The organism is Hymenobacter cyanobacteriorum (assembly GCF_022631375.1).
Taxonomy (GTDB): Bacteria; Bacteroidota; Bacteroidia; order Cytophagales; family Hymenobacteraceae; genus Hymenobacter; species Hymenobacter cyanobacteriorum.
The window spans coordinates 87,589-107,933 of the sequence record NZ_JALBGC010000003.1 but is presented as its reverse complement, the minus strand read 5'-3'; the positions used below and the strand labels follow the sequence as shown (position 1 = coordinate 107,933).

At 64.0% G+C, this 20,345-nt stretch carries 14 protein-coding genes; 8 read left to right on the top strand and 6 right to left on the bottom strand.

Features of this window, described 5'->3' with window-relative positions:
- Positions 1-267: 267 nt before the first annotated feature.
- Both MON38_RS10250 and MON38_RS10245 read left to right on the top strand, forming a co-directional pair.
- Complete coding sequence (locus tag MON38_RS10250; protein ID WP_241936076.1) at positions 268-1,944, top strand: PSP1 domain-containing protein; 1,677 nt, start codon at positions 268-270, stop codon at positions 1,942-1,944.
- 44 nt (positions 1,945-1,988) lie between these two features.
- The gene (locus tag MON38_RS10245; protein WP_241936075.1) at positions 1,989-2,483 is read left to right on the top strand and encodes a gliding motility lipoprotein GldH; all 495 of its coding nucleotides are present in this window, start codon (positions 1,989-1,991) and stop codon (positions 2,481-2,483) included.
- Between the two features lie 141 nt (positions 2,484-2,624).
- On the opposite strand, the gene MON38_RS10240 is transcribed toward MON38_RS10245, so the two are convergent.
- Positions 2,625-2,819 (bottom strand): cold-shock protein, encoded by a 195-nt coding sequence (locus MON38_RS10240; protein ID WP_241936074.1) that lies wholly within the window; start codon positions 2,817-2,819, stop codon positions 2,625-2,627.
- 236 nt (positions 2,820-3,055) lie between these two features.
- On the opposite strand from MON38_RS10240, the gene MON38_RS10235 reads away from it, so the two are divergent.
- Positions 3,056-4,327 (top strand): hypothetical protein, encoded by a 1,272-nt coding sequence (locus MON38_RS10235; RefSeq protein WP_241936073.1) that lies wholly within the window; start codon positions 3,056-3,058, stop codon positions 4,325-4,327.
- A gap of 138 nt (positions 4,328-4,465) precedes the next feature.
- On the opposite strand, the gene MON38_RS10230 is transcribed toward MON38_RS10235, so the two are convergent.
- The gene (locus MON38_RS10230) at positions 4,466-5,434 is read right to left on the bottom strand and encodes a hypothetical protein (RefSeq protein WP_241936072.1); all 969 of its coding nucleotides are present in this window, start codon (positions 5,432-5,434) and stop codon (positions 4,466-4,468) included.
- A gap of 110 nt (positions 5,435-5,544) precedes the next feature.
- Here MON38_RS10230 and MON38_RS10225 point away from each other — a divergent pair, with 110 nt between their 5' ends.
- A complete protein-coding gene (locus MON38_RS10225) occupies positions 5,545-6,147 on the top strand; it encodes a DinB family protein (RefSeq protein ID WP_241936071.1) in 603 nt (200 codons plus the stop codon).
- Between the two features lie 100 nt (positions 6,148-6,247).
- Here MON38_RS10225 and MON38_RS10220 read toward each other — a convergent pair whose 3' ends face one another.
- The gene (locus MON38_RS10220; protein ID WP_241936070.1) at positions 6,248-7,033 is read right to left on the bottom strand and encodes a porin family protein; all 786 of its coding nucleotides are present in this window, start codon (positions 7,031-7,033) and stop codon (positions 6,248-6,250) included.
- Positions 7,034-7,237: 204 nt separating this feature from the next.
- Here MON38_RS10220 and MON38_RS10215 point away from each other — a divergent pair, with 204 nt between their 5' ends.
- Complete coding sequence (locus tag MON38_RS10215; protein WP_241936069.1) at positions 7,238-13,438, top strand: alpha-2-macroglobulin family protein; 6,201 nt, start codon at positions 7,238-7,240, stop codon at positions 13,436-13,438.
- 138 nt (positions 13,439-13,576) lie between these two features.
- Positions 13,577-14,245 (top strand): hypothetical protein, encoded by a 669-nt coding sequence (locus tag MON38_RS10210; protein ID WP_241936068.1) that lies wholly within the window; start codon positions 13,577-13,579, stop codon positions 14,243-14,245.
- A gap of 202 nt (positions 14,246-14,447) precedes the next feature.
- Here the strand turns inward: MON38_RS10210 and MON38_RS10205 are convergent, their stop codons facing one another.
- Both MON38_RS10205 and MON38_RS10200 read right to left on the bottom strand, forming a co-directional pair.
- The gene (locus tag MON38_RS10205) at positions 14,448-15,989 is read right to left on the bottom strand and encodes a family 43 glycosylhydrolase (RefSeq protein WP_241936067.1); all 1,542 of its coding nucleotides are present in this window, start codon (positions 15,987-15,989) and stop codon (positions 14,448-14,450) included.
- A gap of 545 nt (positions 15,990-16,534) precedes the next feature.
- Positions 16,535-17,029 (bottom strand): SixA phosphatase family protein, encoded by a 495-nt coding sequence (locus MON38_RS10200; RefSeq protein ID WP_241936066.1) that lies wholly within the window; start codon positions 17,027-17,029, stop codon positions 16,535-16,537.
- A gap of 125 nt (positions 17,030-17,154) precedes the next feature.
- On the opposite strand from MON38_RS10200, the gene MON38_RS10195 reads away from it, so the two are divergent.
- Positions 17,155-19,005 carry a gliding motility-associated C-terminal domain-containing protein gene (locus MON38_RS10195; RefSeq protein WP_241936065.1) on the top strand — a complete coding sequence of 617 codons (1,851 nt, stop codon included), beginning with the start codon at positions 17,155-17,157 and terminating at the stop codon, positions 19,003-19,005.
- Between the two features lie 33 nt (positions 19,006-19,038).
- Here MON38_RS10195 and MON38_RS10190 read toward each other — a convergent pair whose 3' ends face one another.
- Positions 19,039-19,206 carry a hypothetical protein gene (locus MON38_RS10190; RefSeq protein WP_241936064.1) on the bottom strand — a complete coding sequence of 56 codons (168 nt, stop codon included), beginning with the start codon at positions 19,204-19,206 and terminating at the stop codon, positions 19,039-19,041.
- A gap of 20 nt (positions 19,207-19,226) precedes the next feature.
- Between MON38_RS10190 and MON38_RS10185 the strand changes: the two genes are divergently transcribed.
- On the top strand, positions 19,227-20,174 hold the full coding sequence (locus tag MON38_RS10185; RefSeq protein WP_241936063.1) for an HNH endonuclease: 948 nt from the start codon (positions 19,227-19,229) through the stop codon (positions 20,172-20,174).
- The last annotated feature ends 171 nt before the right edge of the window (positions 20,175-20,345 follow it).

Genomic DNA, 20,345 nt, shown 5'->3' with positions numbered 1-20,345 from the left:
CACCCGCGGCCCTTATCTGGCTGATGGCTGCTCGGGCGGAGAAGGGTTCAACCAGCCGTGGCAGCCCGGGCTGCGGCCGGTGCCCCCCCGCTGGCCTAATTGTGTATCTTTGCTAGGAACCGAATTTTCGCGAAAACCTGCTTTTCGCTCAACTATATAAGTATCTGACCAGTGGCTTGTTCAACCTGTTCTTCCGGCGGCGGCTGCGGCACCAAGCCGGGCGGCTGCAAATCCAACGGCGGCTGTAGCACCGGCGGCTGCAACCGCATGAATGTTTTCGATTGGCTCCAGGATGTGGAGATACCCGACTCGTTTGCCGGCTTCGACCTTGTGGAAGTGCGCTTCAAAGGCGGCCGCAAGGAATTCATGCGCAACGACTTGCGCCTGCCGCTCGTGACCGGCGACGCCGTGGTGGTCGATGCTGCCGGCAGCGGCTGGCACCTGGGCCACGTGAGCCTGAAGGGCGAACTGGTGCGCCTGCAGATGCGCAAAAAGAAAATCCCGACCGACTCGAAGGAAATCCGCAACATCCTGCGCGTGGCCACGCCCGACGATGAGGAGCGGTGGCAGGCCGTGCGCGACCTCGAAACCGGCACCATGTTCCGGGCCCGAGCCATGGTGAGCGAGCTGCGCCTGCGCATGAAGCTGAGCGACGTGGAATACCAGGCCGACCGCACCCGCGCGCTGTTCTACTATTCGGCCGACGACCGGGTCGATTTTCGCGAGCTCATTCGCCGGCTGGCCGACGAGTTTCGGGTGCGTGTGGAAATGCGCCAGATTTCGCTGCGCCAGGAAGCCGGCCGCATCGGCGGCCTCGGCATCTGCGGCCGCGAGCTGTGCTGCTCGACGTGGCTGACGGACTTCAAAACTGTGAGCACCACCGCCGCCCGCTACCAGAACCTGAGCCTGAACCCCCAGAAGCTGGCCGGCCAATGCGGCCGCCTCAAGTGCTGCCTCAACTACGAGCTCGACGCCTACCTCGATGCCCTGAAGGACATTCCGCAGGTGCAGCGCCCCCTCAAAACCAGCAAGGGCGAGGCTTTTTTGCAGAAAACCGACATCTTCCGTCGCCGCATGTGGTTTGCCTTCAAGGGCGATAACAACTGGGTGATGCTGGACACGGCCCGCGTGCGCGAGCTGCTGGAAATGAACAAGCGCGGCGAAGTCATCGAAAGCCTGCTGCCCCCGCGTGAGGAAGCTCCCGAGCCCGAAGTATCGGCCATCGTGGAAGGTTCGCTCGACCGCTTGGACGATAAAATTAAGTCGAGCGGCAAGCGCAGCAAGCGCAAAAAGGGCCGCGGCGAAGGCGATGCCGCCCCCGCCGAAGCCCGCGCCCCGCGCGAAGGACGGGAAAGCCGCGAGCCCCGCGCCGCCCGGGAGCCCGGTGCCGCCCCCGCCGAGCCGCGTGCGCCGCGAGAGGGCCGCGAAGGCCGCCCGGCCCGCGAGCCCCGCGCCCCGCGCGATGGCCGTCGCCCGGCCGGTGCCGCGCCCGGCGGCCCGCGTCCGCCCGAGCAAATGACCAGCCCTGGCCCCGGCGATGGGGACAATCCGGTGCCCGCTCTCGGCGATGTGCCCGAGCAGCGGGGCCGTCGCGGGGCCGCCGCCCGCCCCCTCAACCGCCGCGGTGGCCGTGGCCGCAGCGATGCGCCGCGCGATGGCGCGGCTTCCGCGCCGGAAGGCAGCGGCGAGGCCCGGCCCGAAAGCGGCCGTAACCGCCGGGGCGACGCGCCGCGCCGGGGCGATGCGGCCGGTGCGCCGCCCCGCCCGGCGGCCGAAGGAGGAGAAGCCCGGCCGCGCCGCGAGGGCGGCGAGCGTCGGCCCGAGAGCGGCGCCCCGCGCGAAGGGCGCGGCGAAGGCCGTGGCGGCCGCAACCGCCGCGGCGGCCGCGGCCCGGCCGGCGAGGGCGGCACCTCCGAAGGTGGGCCCGCGCCGACGGGCGCGTAAAGCCATTTAATTTATAATTGTCGCCTATTATTCAGCATCACCGCATGAATCAGCGCTTTGCCTTTCGGCTGGCTGTCGGGCTGGGGTTCGTGGGCCTGCTCACGGCCTGCGACCCCAACCGGGTATTCGAGCAGAATACCGACTTCCCCAAGTATTCCTGGGACGTGCAGCAAAAGCCGGCGTTCACTTTCGCCATTACCGATACCACGGCCCGCTACGACGTCTACTTCAACGTGCGCTACGCCTCGGCCTACGGCTACTACAACCTGTACCTGCAGGCTTCGCTGAATGGCCCGGCCGGTCCGGTGGGGCGGCCCATGTTGCACCAGTTGCTGCTGCTCGACCCTAAAACCGGCGAGCCCAAGGGCAAAGGCACCGGCGACATCTACGACCTGCAGGCCCTGGCCATGCCCAACCAGCGCTTCGCCAAGCCCGGCAACTACACCCTGACGCTGGAGCAGTACATGCGCCAGGACCAACTGCCCGGCCTGATGGCGGTGGGCGTGCGCGTGGCCAAGCACGTTGCGGGTGGCAAGTAGTATTGGGTATGAAGTAGCTGGATTGCTTTTCCTGCTACCATTTGAGAGACAAGCAACAGGCCGGTTCCGCGCTAAGCGAAACCGGCCTGTTGCTTGTCGAAGCAGTCGGATGATGCGGTGAAGCTCAATACCTTCTACCCACTACTGAATGCGGGTTACTTTAACGGCGTTGGGGCCCTTTTTGCCAGCTTTGATGTCGAACTCAACCCGGTCGCCTTCCTGGATTTCGTGAATGAGGCCGGTTTGGTGGACGAAAATTTCTTCCTGGTTGTCGTCGGCGATGATGAAGCCGAAGCCTTTGGAATCGTTGTAAAACTTGACGGTGCCGGTGAGCATAATGGGGGAGGGGTGTTGGTAATAAAGCGCCGCCGCAACCACCCGGGGCAGCCCGGCAGGGCTACCGGACGCGGGCATAATGAGTTGCGGCGCAGCAAAGGTAAAATCCGGGCGGCGAACCAGCGGCATCAGGTGGCTGGGGCAGCCGCGTGGCCAACCAGCCGGGCAGGGGCGCGTATAGCCGGAAGCCAGCTGGCACGCCACTTCACCTCTCACTTATCGCCCCACCCTTCGCCATGTCGCACGAGCCCGAAAACCTGAACACCGAACCCAACGACATCGCCGGCAACCGCATCGACGGGCCGGAGGGCAACACCGCCACCCAGCACACCGCGCCCGGCGCGGGCGTGGGGCAGCCCGGCGGCGTGCCCAACCAGCCCGGCAGCGCCGGCCAGGCCACCACGCCGGTTTCGAGCGAGTCGCTGGCGGCTTCGGAAACCAGCCCGGGCCAGGGGGCAGTCGGCCCGGAGGGAAAGCCGCAGGAGAACAAAGAAGCCGCCCCCGCCGCGGTGAACCCGGCCAATCCGGCGGCTGGGGCTACCTACGGCGGTAATTTCGGCAACGGCACCCAGGACAGCTACCACGACCAGCGCCGCCGCGAAAACCAGGACAGCGACGCCAACCGTGGCGAATTTGGCGTGGAAAGCCAGCAGGGTACCACCCACGGCGGCTTTGGCAACCAGAACCGCGTGGCCGATTACGAGCCCCGCAACTCGGCCGAAGACCAATACTACGGCGGCCCCGGCGCGCCCGGCGTGCAGGCCAACGCCTACCGTGCCTACGACGGCCAGGATGCCCGCCCCGACGCCCGCACCGAATACGGCTTCGAGCGCGGCACCGCGCCCGCTGCTACTGGTGGCGAGCCTGCAACAGCACCCACCGCCCAGCGCGGCGACCTTGGCAGCCCCGCCGGCGACAACCGCAACCAGCCCGACCGCGCCGATGCCGCCAGCGCACACCAGGTTGACAATGGCTCGCGCCAAGGCCCCGACAGCGGCTTCGCGGCCGATTACGGCCACACCTCGCTGCCCGGCGCGGGCACCGGCCCGGCCTCGGCCCAACCCGTAGCCGAGCATCGCAACCAGACCGAAGATTACCTGCCCACCCCCAGCGACACCGACAGCCAGGGCCGCGCCACCGCGCCGGCAACCGCAGCCGATGCCCGCGGCACCCAGCCCGCCGGCAGCGAAGGCTACGGCGACCGGGGCCGGAACGAACCCAATGCGGCACCGGATTTCCAGACCGGCGGCGAGCGCAACGGCTACACCCAGCCGCAGGCCAACAACGGCGATGCCGGCCAGGGCGTCGGCTCGCGTGGCGGGTCGTACAATGATGCTTACGACGACAGCAAGCCCGGCAGCAACGCCGGCTCGCCGGCCGCCGGCGACCAGCGCCGCGAAGACCGGGATGCTAATTACGGCACCGCTGCCCGGGAAGAAAACCGGGCGTCGGGAGAAGAGAACGAAGCCGACCACGGCGCCCCCCGGCGCAACGAGGGACGCGAGTAGCAGTCAGGTTTTGGTAAAAACGAGAACGTCCTGCTGAGCTTGTCGAAGCATCTTTACCGCGCAAGTAGTTATTTACTTGCGGTAGAGATGCTTCGACAAGCTCAGCAGAACGTCCTTTATTATTTCAGTAGCCGGAAATTACCGGTGAATTTTTACTCCGATATCGTACTGGTAGCGGGGGCGGCCGCCGAGCGGAATGGCGAAAAACGGCAGCGCCGTATCGTACTGGTCCGTCACGTAAAACACCAAGTCGTTGGGTGCGGGCTTGGTGGAGGTGAGGCGAAAATCGAGGCTGAGGCCGTGCTCTTTGTTGGCAATGGGAAACACGCTGCTGGTCCACTCGCCGTCGCCGCTCATGGCACCCGGCTGGCCGTTTTTGGCGATGCTGAACACGTTGAGCGTGGCGGCGTTGTCCACGTCAAAATTGCTTTGCTTGATGCTCACCACTTTGTCGTTCACGAAAGGGTAGAGGTGCACCGTGGTTTTGCTGGCCGTGGCCGGCAGCCGGAAGCAGTACTCGTAGGTGAAGGCGTTGCCGCCCTCAACCGATACGTTTTCGGTGGGGCTGGTGCTGAAAAAGTAGCGATAGAGGTTGCCGTCGTTGCCCGTCAGGCCTTTGGCTACCAGCTTGAACACGCGGCCCTTGAACTCGTCGACCGGTTCGCCCTCGAGCGGGTTCAGCGGGCCGAAGGTGTACCACTTGCCGTCGTACTTCGGCTCGTTGCCGAAGGTCTGGCTTTTGAGCAGGCGGCCGCTGGGCACGGCGTTGGTAGGGCGCGGGTCGCGGGCCTGCGGGCCGCTGAAAGTGCCGGCCCCGCCGTAGAGGCTGAACGACGTGGTGGTGTTGGCAGCGCCCTTCAGGTCGTCGTTTTTGCCGCCGCAGTCGGGGTCCCACACGCGGATGTAGACGGGGGTACGCTGCCGCTCGGGGATGAGGAAGAAGAAGGTTTGCGTGAAGTCGTCGTCGCCCCACTGCTTGTCCGACTGCGCTCCGAAGGTTATCAGGCTCTCTACCCGCTCGCCGGGGTTGGGCACGGCTTGCGCGTGGGCCGGCGCGGCCGCCAGCACCGCCAGCGCGGCACTACAAAACCAAAAACTGTGTTTCACCATGCCGGCAAGTTACCGAGCCCGGCGCAATTATGCCGTTGCGATAGCCTGAGCGTGTGCGAAATTGGCCGCTCCGGCGTATGTTTATCATTCGTTAGCCTTCTGCTTATATGCCCGCCGCCGTTCGTGCCACCTCCGATTTCTTCGACCAGCTCACCTTCGACCTGCTGAAGCTGCGCGTGGTGGCCCAGCAGCGTTTCCGTCCGCTGAGCGCCGAGGAACTGAACCGCCGGCCCGGCTCGGGCCGCTGGAGCGCCGGCCAATGCCTTGAGCACCTCAACATTGTGGGCGGGCACTACCTGCCTACCATTGCGGCCCGCATCAAGCGGGCGCAGGCGCGCGGCTCGAAGCCGGCAGACCAAGCCAAGCAGGGGTTTATCGGGCGCAAATTTATCGAGGCCATGCGGCGGCCGGCCGGCGAAAAAGCGCTGGTTTCGCCCCGGCGCTACGCTCCCACGGGCACGCGCCTGCCGCGCACCGTGGCCGAAGTGTTCAGCCGGCAGATTGATGAGTTGCTGCGGCTGGTGCTGCTGGCCCGGCAGGTGAATGCCAACGCCGTGCGCATCCCCAATCCTTTATTCCCGTTGGTTTTGCTGCGCCTCACCGACCAGCTGGAGTTTCTGGTGGTGCATATTCAGCGGCACGTGGCGCAGGCCGAGGCCGTTCTGGCGGGCATCAGCGCGCGCACGGCGGCTTCAACAGCTTCGGCCTAGGCAAAAAAGCATCGAGTCGCCAGCTGTTTGGGGCTTTGGCAAAAGCAACTCCCGGAGTTCGGCCTCGCAAGGCCGCGCCGAACCCCGGGAAGCAGCTTTATTATTTGTGGGCGAGGAAATAGGTTGCCGTGAGCTGAAGCGAGCGGTGGTAGCCGGTTTCGTTTGGCATTTGGTAGCTGTCGGGGTAATCGGGCTGAGCATTGACGAGGCCAAGGCTGTAGCCCAATTGCGCCTGCACTGGCCCCAGGCGGTAGCCCACGCCTCCCGCAATGCCGGCATCGAAGCGCCGGGCGGTGGCAAATATGCTGTTGCTATTGCTGTTCGGCGAGTTGGGGTCGTCAAATTTATTGGCGAAAGTGTAGCCTACCGCACCATTTTCCGAATAATTTTCGCTAACCCCGTTGAAGGTAGTCGTGTTGTGGTCGGTGTAGGTGGCCTTGCCGCCCACGCCCACTGCCAGGTAGGGCCCGGCAAATAGCTGAAAGCCGTGGTCGCCGCCGGACGTATACACGACGTTGAGCGGCAATTCGAGGTAGTTGATGCGGCTGACAATGCTGATATCCTCGTGCATGCTATAGCCTGAGCCGGAGAACTCAACGGTTACGGTTTGCTTCACGCCCTTTTGCGAAAACAGCAGTGCGGGCTGAAAGGCCCAGTTGCCCCACTGCATATTGACGACCATGCCAACCTGCGGGGCCACAATCGGCGACTTGTGGTAGTCGAGGGTAAAGCCGCTGGCCGAGAGGCTTTCAAGCGAGTTGAAGGTGGCCGTTGCCAGGTTGCCCCCCAACCGGGGGCCGAAGCTAATGCTGGCTTGCGCCCGGGCCGGAGTAGCTGCCAGCGCTAGGCCAGCCGTGAGGCCGAGTGCAGAAAAAAGAGTCTTCATGGAAAGGAAAAATGGGGGAGATGGATGAAAGCCGGGGCAGATTTTCCAGGTAGTGGCGTTAATCACAAATATATACCAGTACTTCATCCGGCGTTCATCAGACACGAAATGAAGCAGCCATGCGCGGCTGGCCCGGGCGGTATGTAATAAAAGTGGTTCTGGCATCTTTATGGCCGTAACCATTCGTTGCTTCTCGCCTGGCCTATGCGTTTGTTTCTGTTTGCCTGCCTGTTTCTGACCATGCTGTTTAGTGCCGACTCGGCCGCGCCCGTGCCGCCCGGCGCCTACGCCGCCCGCTGGAAAAAAATTGATGCCCTGCTGCAAAAAGACCAGACCGCCACGGCCGCGCCACTGGTGGAGGCTATCTATCAGCAAGCCAAAAAAGCGGGCGATACCCCTGCTTATGTGCGGGCCCTACTTTATAAAATACGACTGCTGAACGCCAAGCAGAACGATGCCGACGAAAAGGCCATTGCCCTGCTCGAAACGGAAGTGAAGACGGCCACTTTTCCCGCCCGACCTATTCTGCACTCGCTGCTGGCGGGGCTTTATACCGACTACCTCAACCAGCACCGCTACGCCCTGTACCAGCGCACGCGCGGGGCGGCCCCGACCGCCGATGGCCGCCCCGCCGACGGCGACGCCGCTGCTGACGGCGGCACCGGCCTGGCCACCTGGGACATGGGCCGGCTGGGCGCGGCCATTGTGCGGCACTACTACCAGTCGGTGGAAGACGAGCCGCAGCGCCAGCTGAAAACCACGCTGGCCGACCTCGGCGACCTGGCCGTGGGCGGCGATGCCGAAGGCCGCGCCCTGCGCCCTACGCTGTATGACCTGCTGGCCCAGCGCGCCATCGAGGGCCTGAAGAACCAGGAATTATACGTGACCAAGCCCGAGCAGCAGTTTCAGCTGACGGAGCCCAAGCTGTTTGGAACCGCCGCCGAGTTTGCCGCCCTGCGCCTGCTCGCGCCCGAAGCCGACTCGCTAAACGGCCAGCTGCACGCGCTGCACCTGCTGCAGCGCCTTACCGCCTCGCGCCAGCAGCTGGCGCCGCAAAACCGCGCCGCGCTGGCCGACGTGGACCTGAGCCGCGTGGACTACCTGCGCGGCATTGCCCAGAACCCCGACCTTATCAGCCAATACGAACCGGCTTTGGAGCGCATGGCCGAGACATATAAGACCTTGCCCATCAGCACAGAGTTTATGGCTCGCCGCGCCGAAGCCGAAGGCGCAACCAACCGCGTGGCCGCCGTGCGCCTGGCCCGTGAGGCCGAAGCCCGGTTTCCGAAGTCGCGCGGCGCGGCGCGAGCCCGGCAACTGCGGATGCAGATTGAGCAGCCGGAACTGGCGTTTTCGGCTTCAGACATGGTGGTGCCCGGCCAGCCCTGGCGGTTGGATGCGACGGCCCGCAATGTGAGCGAACTGCACGCCTGGGCCTACCGCATTTCGCTTAAAGAATGGGAGAAATCGGGGCAGTATGACGAGAAGAACCGCACTGTTGCGCAGCGCTACGCCCGGGCGCTACGTGCTGCGCCGGCTGCTAGCTGGACCGTGCCGGTGCCCGCGCATCCGCAGGATTACAAGGAGCTGAAGTTTGGCGCGGCGGGGGCAGCGCTGCCGATTGGCTACTATCTGGTTATCATTAGCAACCAGGCTGCGAAGCCGACGGAGCAACGGGCCGGGGCGGTGACGAGCTACGGATTTATCGGTGCCAGCGAGTTGAGCGCGGTGCGCCGGACTACCCAGAGTACGGGCACGACATCGTTGTTGCTACTGGCGCGCCAGAGCGGCGCGCCGTTGGCCGGCGTGAATAGTCAAGCCATGTTCAGCGTGTATAACCGCGCCAAGCAGCATGACGAGCGCCGGGTGGGAGCCGTGCTGCAAACCAACCCGCTGGGAATCGTCGAAATACCCGCCCCGAATGGGGCCAACGATGCCCTCGGTCGCGAACAGCTGACTAATGTGCGACTCTGGAAAGGCCGCGATACGCTGCTGCTGCCCCTCAATAGTTACTATTACCCCGGCCGCGACCAGCCGGAACAAGCACAGCGCCGCGCCTTCCTCTTCACCGACCGCGCGATTTACCGGCCGGGGCAGACGCTCTACTTCAAAGGCATTCTGACTGAAACGCTGGGCGCGAAAAGCAGCCTCGTGACCAGCCAAATGGTGAGCGTGCGGCTGGTGGACGTGAACGGCCAGACCGTGCAGACGCTGCCCTTCACCACCTCCGATTTCGGCAGTTTCCACAGCTCCATTGTGCTGCCCACGGGCCTGCTGAACGGCGAAATGAGCCTGCAAACGGACTATGGCAGCATCAGCTTCGCGGTGGAAGACTACAAGCGGCCCACGTTTCTGGTCAGCCTCGACTCGGTGCCGGGCCGGCCGCAACTGGGCCAGCCGCTCAGCATCAGCGGGCGGGCGCGGGCTTATGCGGGGCAGGCTACCGATGGGGCTGCGGTGCGCTACCGCGTGACGCGCCGCGAGCTGTTTCCGCTGTTCGATTACGGCTTTGGCGGGCGCGGCATTTATGCGCCGGGCCGGGGGCAGGCCAGCCAGGAAATTGCCCACGGCACCACCACCACCGATGCCGAGGGCCGCTTCACGCTCAGCTTCACGCCGCCGCTGGTGCCCCGGCTCACCGGCCGCCGATGGGAGCCGGGCTACCTGTTCGAAATAACCGCCGACGTGACCGACGCGGCCGGCGAAACCCGCACCGGCACCCGCAGCGTGTCCATCGGCCGCAACCCGCTCAGCCTGCGGCTGGTGGGGCCGACAGAAATCGACAAGCAGCATTTGCCCGCCATTACGCTGCTCGGCACCAACGCCACCGGCGAGCCGCTGCCCGCCACCGGCACGCTGCGCTTGCTGGCCCGCCGCTACCGTCCCAACCCGCCCGGCGTGCCCGGCCCAGCGCCCGAAACCACCGACAACGAAGCCGCGCTAACGCCCGTCAAAACCCTGCCCTTCGACACCAAAGCCAGCGCGCAGCTGGCCGTGGCCACTCTGCTGGCCGACGTGCCCACTGGCCGCTACCGTCTCGAAGCTGTAGCCGCCGGCCGCGACTCGGCCCGGGCGCAGCTCGATTTCACGCTCTACGATTCGCAGGCCGCCACCGTGCCCTTCGCCACGCCCGATTGGTTTGTGGCGCTGGCCGATACCGTGGCCCCCGGCCAGCCAGCCAGCATCTTACTGGGCAGCAGCGAAGCCGGCGCACGCATCCTGCTCGAAGTAGAGCGCGGCGGCCAGCTGCTGCGCCAGGAGTGGCTGACGCTGAATGCCAACGAGCAGCGGCGGCTCACTATTGAAAGCGGCGCGGCTACGGCTCTGGGTCCGCTCTATATTCACACCACGCAGGTGCGCGACGGCCGCCTCTACCGCCACGATGCCACCGTGCAGGTAGCGGAGAAGCCGCAGCCGCTGCGCGTGTCCATCGCTACGTTCCGCGACAAGCTCCAGCCCGGCCAGAAGGAAACCTGGCGCGTCACCATCCATCAGGCCAATGGCCGGGCTGCCGAAGCCGAGCTGCTAGCCACCCTCTACGACCAGAGCCTAGACATTTTCCGGCCGCACAGCTTTATGGGGCTGGAGTTTGGACAGGGGTATTACCCAGCCCGGTTTGGGTGGGAAGGACGGTTTGAGGAGGTGATTTCACAGATGCTATTTGGGGAGGAAAGTCGAGGAATTGACGAAATAGAATATCCTGAATTGAAAACCTGGGAAAGCTATTTGCAAGAGGTGCCTGACCAAGAGGAGCTAAGGGATAAAGTGGTGGTGAGCCGAATGAGCGTGCAAGGCAACGCCAACATGTCAATGGCAGCTCCCGCACCGATGGCCGCGAGAATGAAGTTCACGCCGCCCGTCATCAAAAAGGATGAGGAATTGGTGCTGCACGAATCAATGGCTGACACCGTAGCAGGCAAGCCGGGTGCAAAACCCACCGCCCCCAATCTCTCCACTATTGCCGCCCGTTCCGATTTCCGCGAAACGGCCTTCTGGCAGCCGGCCCTGCGCACCGATAAAAACGGTGATGTAGTGCTAGAATTCCAGATGCCCGAGGCCGTGACGCGCTGGCAACTGCTGGCCCTGGCCCACGACCAAGCCCTGCACAGCGGCCAGCTGGCCCGGCAGCTCGTAACGCAGAAGGAAGTCCAGATTACGCCCAACGCCCCGCGTTTCCTGCGGCCGGGCGACACGTTCACCTTCCCCGCCAAATTCTCGAACTTAACCGACCACGCCACCCGCGGCACCGCGCAGCTCTTCCTGCTCGACGCCGCCACCGGCCAGGATATCACCCCGCAGCTGCTAAAGGGCCAGGCGCAGCAAGCCGTGTCGGCCGCTGCCCACCAGAGCGCCGCGCTGGGTTGGGAGTTGAGCATCCCCGCCGATTTCGCCCCGGTAGCCGTGACGTATAAAGTAGTTGTTAGTTCTTCGTTGTCAGTTGTTAAGCAAGGCGATACGAAAAAGAAAGACAAGAAGAAAAAGCGCCTGACAACTGATAACCAACAACTGACAACTACCTACTCCGACGGTGAGGAAAACACCCTGCCCGTACTGCCCAACCGCATTCTCATCACCGAGAGCCTGCCGCTGCCCATCGTAGGGCCCGGCACCCGCGCGTTCGAGCTGACGAAGCTGACGAGCACCAGCAGCCCCACGCGGCGCAACTACTCGCTCACCTTGGAAATGACGGCCAACCCCGCCTGGTACGCCGTGCAGAGCCTGCCCTACCTGATGGAGTACCCCTACGAGTGCTCGGAGCAGACCTTCAGCCGTCTCTACGCCAACCTGCTCGCCGCGCAAATTCTGAAAGCCAACCCGCGCTTCAAAACCGTGCTGGCCGAGTGGACGCGCCAGGCCCAGAGCGGCACTGCCGCCCAGCGCAACCAGCTCGAAAGCAAGCTGGCTCAGAACCAGGAGCTGAAAAACCTGCTGCTCCAGGAAACGCCGTGGGTGCGCGATGCGCAGGGCGAAACCGCCCGCCTGGCCCGCCTCACCGAGCTGTTCGACGAGCCCCGCCTGCGGGCCGAAACCCAGCGGGCGCTGCTCAAGCTCCAGCGCATGCAGCTGCCCAGCGGCGCGTTCCCGTGGTTCGACCACATGCCCGCCGACCGCTACATCACCCAGCTCATCGTGGCCGGCTTCGGCAAATTGAAGAAGCTGGGGGCCTTCGATGCCAGCCAGGATGCCACTGCCCAGGCCATTTTGCAGCCAGCCCTGCGCTACCTCGATGCCGAGCTGGCCGACGACTACGCCCGCCTGCGCCGCGAGAAAAACGTGAAGCTGGCCGACAACCACCTCGGCGACGAACATATTCAGGCCCTCTACGCCCGCAGCTTCTGGCTGCAACAGTCCGAAGCTGCCGCCGCCAAAACGGCCTTCGCCTACTACCGCACGCAGGCCGTCAAATTCTGGCCCGCCCAAACCCGCTACCTGCAGGCGCAAATCGCGCTGGCTCTGCACCGCACCGACGCTAAAGCCCCGGCTGCGGCCGAAATCCTGCGGGCGCTCACCGAAAATGCCCTGCACTCCTCCGAGCAGGGCATGTACTGGAAGGAAGTGCGCGGCGGCTACTACTGGCGCGAGGCGCCCACCGAAACCCAGGCCACGCTCATCGAAGCCTTCGATGAGGTGCAGCGCGACCAGAAAGCCGTTGACGAGATGAAGCTCTGGCTGCTGAAGCAGAAGCAGACCCACAGCTGGGAAAGCACCCGCGCCACCGCCGACGCCTGCTACGCCCTGCTGCTGCGCGGCTCCGACTGGCTCGCGCCCACCCAGCCGCTGCAAGTCACCGTCGGCGGCCAGAACATCAAGCCCGAAGCCACGCAGGCCGGCACCGGCTATTTCAAAACCAGCTGGCCCGCCGCCGAAATCAAGCCCGCGCAGGGAAAAGTCACTGTGAGCAAACTCGACGCGGGCGTGGCCTGGGGCGCGCTCTACTGGCAGTATTTCGAAGACCTCGACAAGGTGACGGCCGCCGCAACTGCGCTTAGCCTCGAGCGCCAGCTCTACCGCGAAGTGCGCACCGCCGGCGGCCCCGTGCTCGAAAAGCTCACGCCCACCACGCCCCTGAAAATCGGCGACGCGCTGGTGGTGCGCCTCGTGCTGCGTACCGACCGCGCCCTCGAATACGTGCACCTGAAAGACCAGCGCGCCGCCGGCCTGGAGCCCATTGCCCAAACCAGCGGCTACCGTTACCAGAATGGCCTGGGCTACTACGAAAGCCCGCGCGATGCCGCCACCAACTTCTTTCTAAGCGAAGTGCCGCGCGGTACCCACGTGTTCGAATACCGGCTGCGGGCCAGCCAGGCCGGCGATTTTTCGGGCGGCCTCAGCCAGGCGCAGTGCCTGTATGCTCCCGAATTTGGAACCCAGTCGGCCGGCACGCGGTTGCGCGTGAATCCGTAGCCCGATTTTGGTGGAGTAGGATAAAAACGGCCGTTGGAGGGCGGAAACGGCCAAACTGTGGTTTAAATGCGGGTTCGGCTTGCATTTAACCGGGGGCGGGTGTAGCTTTGTTTTCTGTTGATTTTACTTTATACCTCTATGAAGCATCTAGTTGTCCTCTTTTCGCTGCTCCTGTGGGCCGGCAGTGTACAGGCCCAAAATGAGAAAGCCGTACCCGTTACCAAGCTGCCCGGCGAAGAAAACCTCAGCCTGCGCGAGCGCGCCGAACGAGACTTCCTGATGCCGGTGCGCCGGAAAAAGATTGTAACCGAAGCCCCCAAAGCCGCCACCGAAGACAACACCGCTGCTCCCGAAACCGACGCCACCGCCCACTATTCTGAAGCTACCGACGAAGCCGCCGTTTCGGCCCGCACCGCCCGCAGCTACGAGGCCCGCCACGCCGAAGCCCTGGCTTCGCGCCGCGCCGCCGCCCGCCGCGAAGAAGCCCGCCTAGAAGCCCGGGCCGAGGCCCGCGCCGAAGCCCGCCGCGCCGCCCGCTACGCCGCCCGCCACAGCAGCAAATCCAAATCCAGCAAGTCGAAATCGCACAAAGCCGCTACCCACAGCAGCAAAAGCAAATCGACTAAGTCGAAAAGCAAGACCAAGTCGGCCGCGCACAGCAGCAAAAACAAATCGAAGTCGAAAGCCAGCAAAGCCAAAGCCAGCCACAGCGCCAAAAAGGTGAGCGTGAAAAAGAAGACCGCCGCGCACAAAACCACCAAGAAGGCGACGGCTTCGAAATCGAAAAGCAAGAAGCATCGCCGCTAAGCCGCCTCTTCAAGAATCAACGAAAACGCCCGACACTGTTGTGTCGGGCGTTTTTGTTTGTAGTTGGTATAATGATAACGTCATGCAGAGCGCAGCGAAGCATCTTTACCGCGCAACGCAATCAAAAAGAATAGTGACTGCGGTAAAGATGCTTCGCTGCGCTCTGCATGACGTTCAATTAAGTCTGCCTGTTTTCCAACTGCTACCGCTGGTTGCGCACCACAAAATTGTTGAACGTGGCCACGCCACCCGTTTCGCCTTGCGCCACCAGCGCCACGCGCACGCCGCGGTCCCAGGGGGGGAGGTAGGTGCCGTTCAGGCTGAAGTTTTCGGTGGGCAGAGGTTGCCAAGTGGTGCCGTCGGTGCTGTAGGCGAAGCGGTAGCGCTGCCCGCCCCACACTTCGAGGCGCAGGCTCAGCGTGTCGCAGGGCTCGATGAACACCTGCACCAGCGACTGGTGCTTGCCGCTGCGCAGGTGCCAGATGTGCAGCTGGCCGTTGCCGGCCATCAAAGCCAGCGCGTTGTAGGGGTCGCCCACGGCCGCGAGGCCGGCGTAGGTATCCACGGGCAGGCTGGCGAAGTCGATGGTGGTGGCGGCTTTGTAGGTGGCGGCGTGGGTGCGGCGGGCCACCACGGCGCCGAGGCGCGAATTATCGGCGGCGAGGTGCAGCTGGCCGTGGCGCACGGTGGCAGCGGGCACCTGGCCCAGCGGCCACTGCCAGGCCAGCCCCAGCTGCTCGCCTTCAAACTCGTCGGCGATGTTGAAGCGGCTCATGTCGGTGAGGGCCGGGGCCTGGGGGCTGCGGTTCACAAACTCGGGCCAGCCCTCGGCGTTCCAGGTGAACTCGCTCAGCAAACCCTGGCGGCCCACAAACTCGTGGCTTTCGGCCGCGTAGGCGTGGTGCAGCAGGAACCAACGGCCGTCGAGCTCGCACACGGTCCCGTGGCCGGGGCATTTCCAGGTGGCGTTGCGGTCGAGGATGGGGTTTTGCTCGTGTTTTTCCCAGGGGCCGAGCAGGTTGCGCGAGCGGGCCACGCCGGTGGCGTAGTTGCAGCCCTTGCCACAGCACGAGTTGCCGGCATAAAACATGTAGAACCAGCCGTCGTGGCGCACCAAGGCCGAGCCTTCCACCAGCGGGCCTTCCCATTTGGCGTCGTTGCCAAACAGCTCGGTGGCTTCGCCGATGAGGGCGGTGCGCTCGTCGTTCAGGCGCTGCGCCCAGATGGGCGTGTCCTGGTGGCAGGAGTTGCCGTCTTCCTTCCAGATGAGGTAGAGGTCCCCGTGCTCGTCGGGCATCGCGAAGCCGTCGATGGAGCCCGCCTCCTGGCCCACCAGCGGGCCGTGGTCGACGTACGGGCCGGCGGGGTGGTCGGCGCTGGCCACGGCCACGCATAGCATGCCGCCCTTGCGGCGGGCAGTGTAGTACACGTACGTCCGGCCGTTTTCCTGGTAAAACTCCGGGGCCCAGAAGTTGGAGCCGGCCCAATCAGGCGCTTTCTCCGGAAACACGTGGCCCACCAACTCCCAGTCGAGCAGATTTTTAGACGAGAAAATCGGAAAAATCGCGCCCCATTCGGCCGAGGTGGCGCTGGCCCAGTACGTGTCGCCGATTTTGACGACCGTCGGGTCGGGGAAATCGCCGGGCAAAACCACGTGGTCGTAGCTGGTGCGGGCGGGAGGAGTTGCGGGGAGGGTGCCGGGGGCAAAAGCCTGCCGGGCAGCCAGTTCTAGTTCAATCGACACGGGTGGGAGGGTGTAAGAAGAATAGAAAAGCACACCGGACGAAATAAAATCGCCGCGGTTACACGGAGCAAGGTAGGAATTTGGAATAAATAATGATGCTGGATTGGGTAATAATTGGATGAACGCCGCAAAATAACCGCCCGGCAACCAGCTGCACCGGTTGAAATGATTGATTTAGGTGCGTTGCATAATGAAATATGTTTCGGTAGGAGTAAAACATATTTCGAGCCAATTGAAAAATTAGTAGATGTAGCCCCTGGTTGGAAATTGATTTTTCCAAGTATTTGTGCCCACGATTTTTTTAGAAATTGCCTTGCTAGCGAAGGGGCTTTTGCGAAACGCAGGCTGTTTTTCAGCATAATGACCTGCCTAACGAGGGCCATTGCTCGGAAATCGCCGGGTTTTTAGTGCCGACGCTTCCTAATGCTTCCGTTAAATGCAGTAGGGGCGGGGCCTGCCCCCGCCCGTCGTCGAACGTCCCATACTGGCATCGTTCAACGGCGGGCGGGGGCAGGCCCCGCCCCTACGAGGGTTCCGAACCGGCTTTAGCCCTCGTTGCGCGGGTAGTCGTAGAAATAAAACTCAGCGTTGGCCTTGCCCACTTCCTCCCACTTGTCGCACTCGAAGCGCAGGCACACCACGGCGGCGGTGGGCATCTCGTTCACGGCCGAGGGCGACAGCGCGTTGGCCGTTTCGGTGATGGTGGGGTTGTGGCCCACCAGCAGGGCCGAGGCCGCCGAATCGGGCAGGGCGCGGATGATGGCGAGCAAATCGTCCATGTCGGCCCCGTAGATGCCGGCATCGACGCTGATTTTGTTGGCCGGGTATTGCAGCTCGCGGGCTACCAGCACGGCCGTGCTCATGGCGCGCACGGCCGGCGAGCTCACGATGAGGTCGGGGCAGATGCGGCGCTTGCCCAGGGCCTGGCCCATGGCGGGGGCATCGTCGCGGCCGCGGTCGTTGAGGGGGCGCTCCTGGTCGCTCAAATCATCGAAGCTCCAGCTGGATTTGGCGTGGCGGAAGAGGTACAGGGTTTTCATAAGGGCGAAGCTAACGGCGTTTGAGTTACCGATGGGGTTAGGAAAAGGTTATGAACGTGCCGCCGTAAGCTAGCATCATTCTTGCGCGTAGCGCGCGGCCTTCTACTGTATCCTTTGTTTTCAACATGAAGCACCTCCTACTTGTGCTGCTCTTGCTGGCTGCCGGGCCGGCGTTTGCCCAGGGCGAAAACAACAACTGGAACTTTAGCACGAACCTAGGCCTCCAATTCTTGCCTTCGGGGCCGGTTTTCCGCCCCAGTGCCATGCCCGTGCCGTCGGAAAGCAGCTCCACTATTTCCGATGCGAATGGCCAAGAACTGTTTTACACCGACGGGGTGAAGGTTTGGGACCGAATGGGCCAACGCATGACCAACGCGTGCGCCACCTGCGACGGAGCTGCGGCCGTGCTGGCGGGCAACACTTCCTCGGCCCAAGGGGCCCTAATTGTGCAGCGGCCGGGCAGTACCACTCACTATTACATCTTCGTCACCGACTGCCAGGAAAACCTTTACCGTGGCGGCCTTACCTACACCGAGGTCGACATGACGTTGCGCGGCGGCCTCGGCGGTATCACCGATGTGCAAAACGTGCGCCTCCCCACGCCCGTCGCCAACAGCAACGGCCCCATTACGGAAGGGGTAGTGGGCATGCAGCACGTCAACCGGCGCGACGCCTGGGTGGTGGTGCACGGCCGCAACGACAGTTTTTACAGCTTTCTGGTTACGTCGGCCGGCATCAGCTCCGCGCCCGTCGTCAGCCGCAGCGGCAGCCCCAACAACCGCCTCAGCTTTATGAAATTTTCGCCCTCCGGCCGCCAGCTGGCCCGGTGCGGCGGCTGGGGTTCCGACGTTGAATTATTTGATTTCGACGGCGCTACTGGCATCATCTCCAACGGGCAGACTCTGGCCCCGGCCAACAGTGACTTAATCGTAAACAACGTGGAATTTTCGCCCGATGGCAACAAGCTCTACGTCCAGGAATCCCTGATAAAGACGTCATCCACCTTTGAGTTATTTTTGAATCAATACGATTTACGGGCTGGCTCTACGGCAGCCATTCGTAGTTCGAAGCTGTTCGTTGCGGAGCCCCCCGCTACCGTTTCCATTTACCTGGGCCCCGATGGGCGGATTTACACTTCCGCCGCTCCCCACCTCGGCGTCATCGACCGGCCCAACCGCCGCGGCACCGCCGCCGGCTACCGGGCCGTCGGGGTGCCGCACCTCAACACCAATGGCTGCATTGCCCTGCAAAATTTGGTGCGCCCGCAGCCGCCGGCGCTGGATTACATGGTTGAAACCGCCTGCGCGGGGTCGGTCATCGAGTTCACGCCCTACGAAGTGCCCACCGGTACGGGCGCCCTCACCTGGACCTTCCACGACCCGCGCACGGGGCAGACCGACTCGGTGCAAGCCACCACCGTGCGCCGCGCCTACCCCACGGCGGGCACCTTTGACGTTACGCTCTCGACCACCAGCCGGGGCCAGTACTACCGCTTTCCGCGCACCGTCGTCATTTCCCCGCTTCCGACCGTCACGCTTTCCACCAACACCGTGGCCCTGTGCGCAGGCACCACGTTGCTATCCATCCCGACGCCCCCCTTGGGCAGCACTGTGCGGTGGTCCGATGGCTCCAGCGGCGTCAACATTCAGGTGGATAAACCGGGCAAATACTGGGTGGAAGTGCACAACTACCAGGGCTGCGTCAGCACCGACACCGCCGTGGCCGTGGCGTGCAAGGTGCCGAACGTCATCACGCCCAACAACGACGGGCAAAACGACACTTTCCATCCGCAGGGCCTGCGCGCCGGCACCTGGAACCTGGACGTATTCAACCGCTGGGGCCGGCTCGTGTACCACCAAGACGGCTACGACAACCGCTGGGATGCGGCGGGGCTGGCGGATGGTACCTACTTTTTCCGGCTCGCGAATCCTGCTTCCGGCCAGCAGTTCAAGGGCCACGTGGAAGTGGTGCGCTAGCTGGCTATCGGTTCGGCAGAGGCGTTAAGAAGACTACGACGGGTTGTCGGCGTCACCCATCCGGCCGCCGGCGTTGGCCGCGCTGGAGGCCTCGCGCCTGGTGGCGTAGCCTGACTTGTCGGCGATTGTGGTTTTGGTCGGGTTCTGTTGCTCGTTGTCCGGCCCGCCTGCGCCAGCGGTCCAGGCTACGTAAGCGCCCACTGCCGCTATCTTCGGCGGCCATGCTCCCCACCTACCTCCGCCGCTTCCAGCACCTGCGCGTGGCCCGCAGCCGCCAGCACGGCGAAGCGCCCTATAAGCCCGCCCTGCTGCTGGCCGTGCTCGAAGGCATTGCCGACGGCTCCATTCGGGATAACCGCATCGCCATCACGCCCGAGCTCATCGCGGCCTTCAAAGCCATCTGCACCGATTTAGGTACCTCGGCGCTGTTCACGGCGGCCAACTTCGCGCTGCCCTTCTACCACCTGCGGGCCGACGGCTTCTGGCACCTGCACACCTGGCCCGGCCTCGACATCCTACTCACCCGCTCGGGCTCCATCCGCAGCTTCCGCCACCTGCGCGACGTGGTGACCTACGCCGCACTCGATGCCGACCTGTGGCTGCTGCTGCAAACGCCCGCCCACCGGGCCGCTCTCACGCAGGCGCTGCTGGCGCGCTACTTCCCCCAAACGCAGGGCCGCTACCGCGCCCGCGCCGGCGAGCAAGCCCTGGCCGACATTCGCCGCCAGATGCTGGAGGAGCCCGCCGCCCTCTACCGCCGCCACGTGGCGCCCGCCGACGAGCTCGACCTGACGGTGCGCAGCGGCGTGTTCAAGCGCGTGGTGCTCGAAGCCTACGACTACACCTGCGCCGTGTCGGGCCTGAAGCTGCTCAGCACCCGCAGCAGCCCCGTGCCGCTGCTCGATGCCTGCCACATCGTGCCCTGGGCCGTGAGCCACGACGACACCCTGCCCAACGGCCTCGCGCTGTGCCCCAACCTGCACCGCGCCTTCGACCGCCACCTGTTCTGGATTGATGCCGACTACCGCGTGCGCCTGGCCGAAGATTTCGGCGAGCTCAGCGGCGGCGACTACGGCGTGCGTCGCTTCGAGGGGCAGGCGCTGCGGCTGCCCCACCGGCCGGAGTGGTGGCCGGGGCGGGGAAACCTAGCGGCACAGGCGGGGTATTAGCGATAATCACTTCTTACCGAAGAAGAGTAATATGTTTGCTTGAGTAAATCAGATTTGCTTTATAAAAAAAAGATGGTTTCTTTACAAAATAAGTCGGTAATGCCTTGGCCTTGATGCATATTCCTTTACAAGTTCTTTAGCAAATAGAATGTTGTGTGATATTGTATTAAG

Coding starts and splice junctions, on each gene's coding strand:
- MON38_RS10200 (WP_241936066.1), bottom strand. CDS start 17,029: ATGAAAACCCTGTACCTCTTCCGCCACGCCAAATCCAGCTGGAGCTTC.
- MON38_RS10210 (WP_241936068.1), top strand. CDS start 13,577: ATGAAGCATCTAGTTGTCCTCTTTTCGCTGCTCCTGTGGGCCGGCAGT.
- MON38_RS10195 (WP_241936065.1), top strand. CDS start 17,155: ATGAAGCACCTCCTACTTGTGCTGCTCTTGCTGGCTGCCGGGCCGGCG.
- MON38_RS10250 (WP_241936076.1), top strand. CDS start 268: ATGAATGTTTTCGATTGGCTCCAGGATGTGGAGATACCCGACTCGTTT.
- MON38_RS10220 (WP_241936070.1), bottom strand. CDS start 7,033: ATGAAGACTCTTTTTTCTGCACTCGGCCTCACGGCTGGCCTAGCGCTG.
- MON38_RS10185 (WP_241936063.1), top strand. CDS start 19,227: ATGCTCCCCACCTACCTCCGCCGCTTCCAGCACCTGCGCGTGGCCCGC.
- MON38_RS10240 (WP_241936074.1), bottom strand. CDS start 2,819: ATGCTCACCGGCACCGTCAAGTTTTACAACGATTCCAAAGGCTTCGGC.
- MON38_RS10245 (WP_241936075.1), top strand. CDS start 1,989: ATGAATCAGCGCTTTGCCTTTCGGCTGGCTGTCGGGCTGGGGTTCGTG.
- MON38_RS10225 (WP_241936071.1), top strand. CDS start 5,545: ATGCCCGCCGCCGTTCGTGCCACCTCCGATTTCTTCGACCAGCTCACC.
- MON38_RS10215 (WP_241936069.1), top strand. CDS start 7,238: ATGCGTTTGTTTCTGTTTGCCTGCCTGTTTCTGACCATGCTGTTTAGT.
- MON38_RS10235 (WP_241936073.1), top strand. CDS start 3,056: ATGTCGCACGAGCCCGAAAACCTGAACACCGAACCCAACGACATCGCC.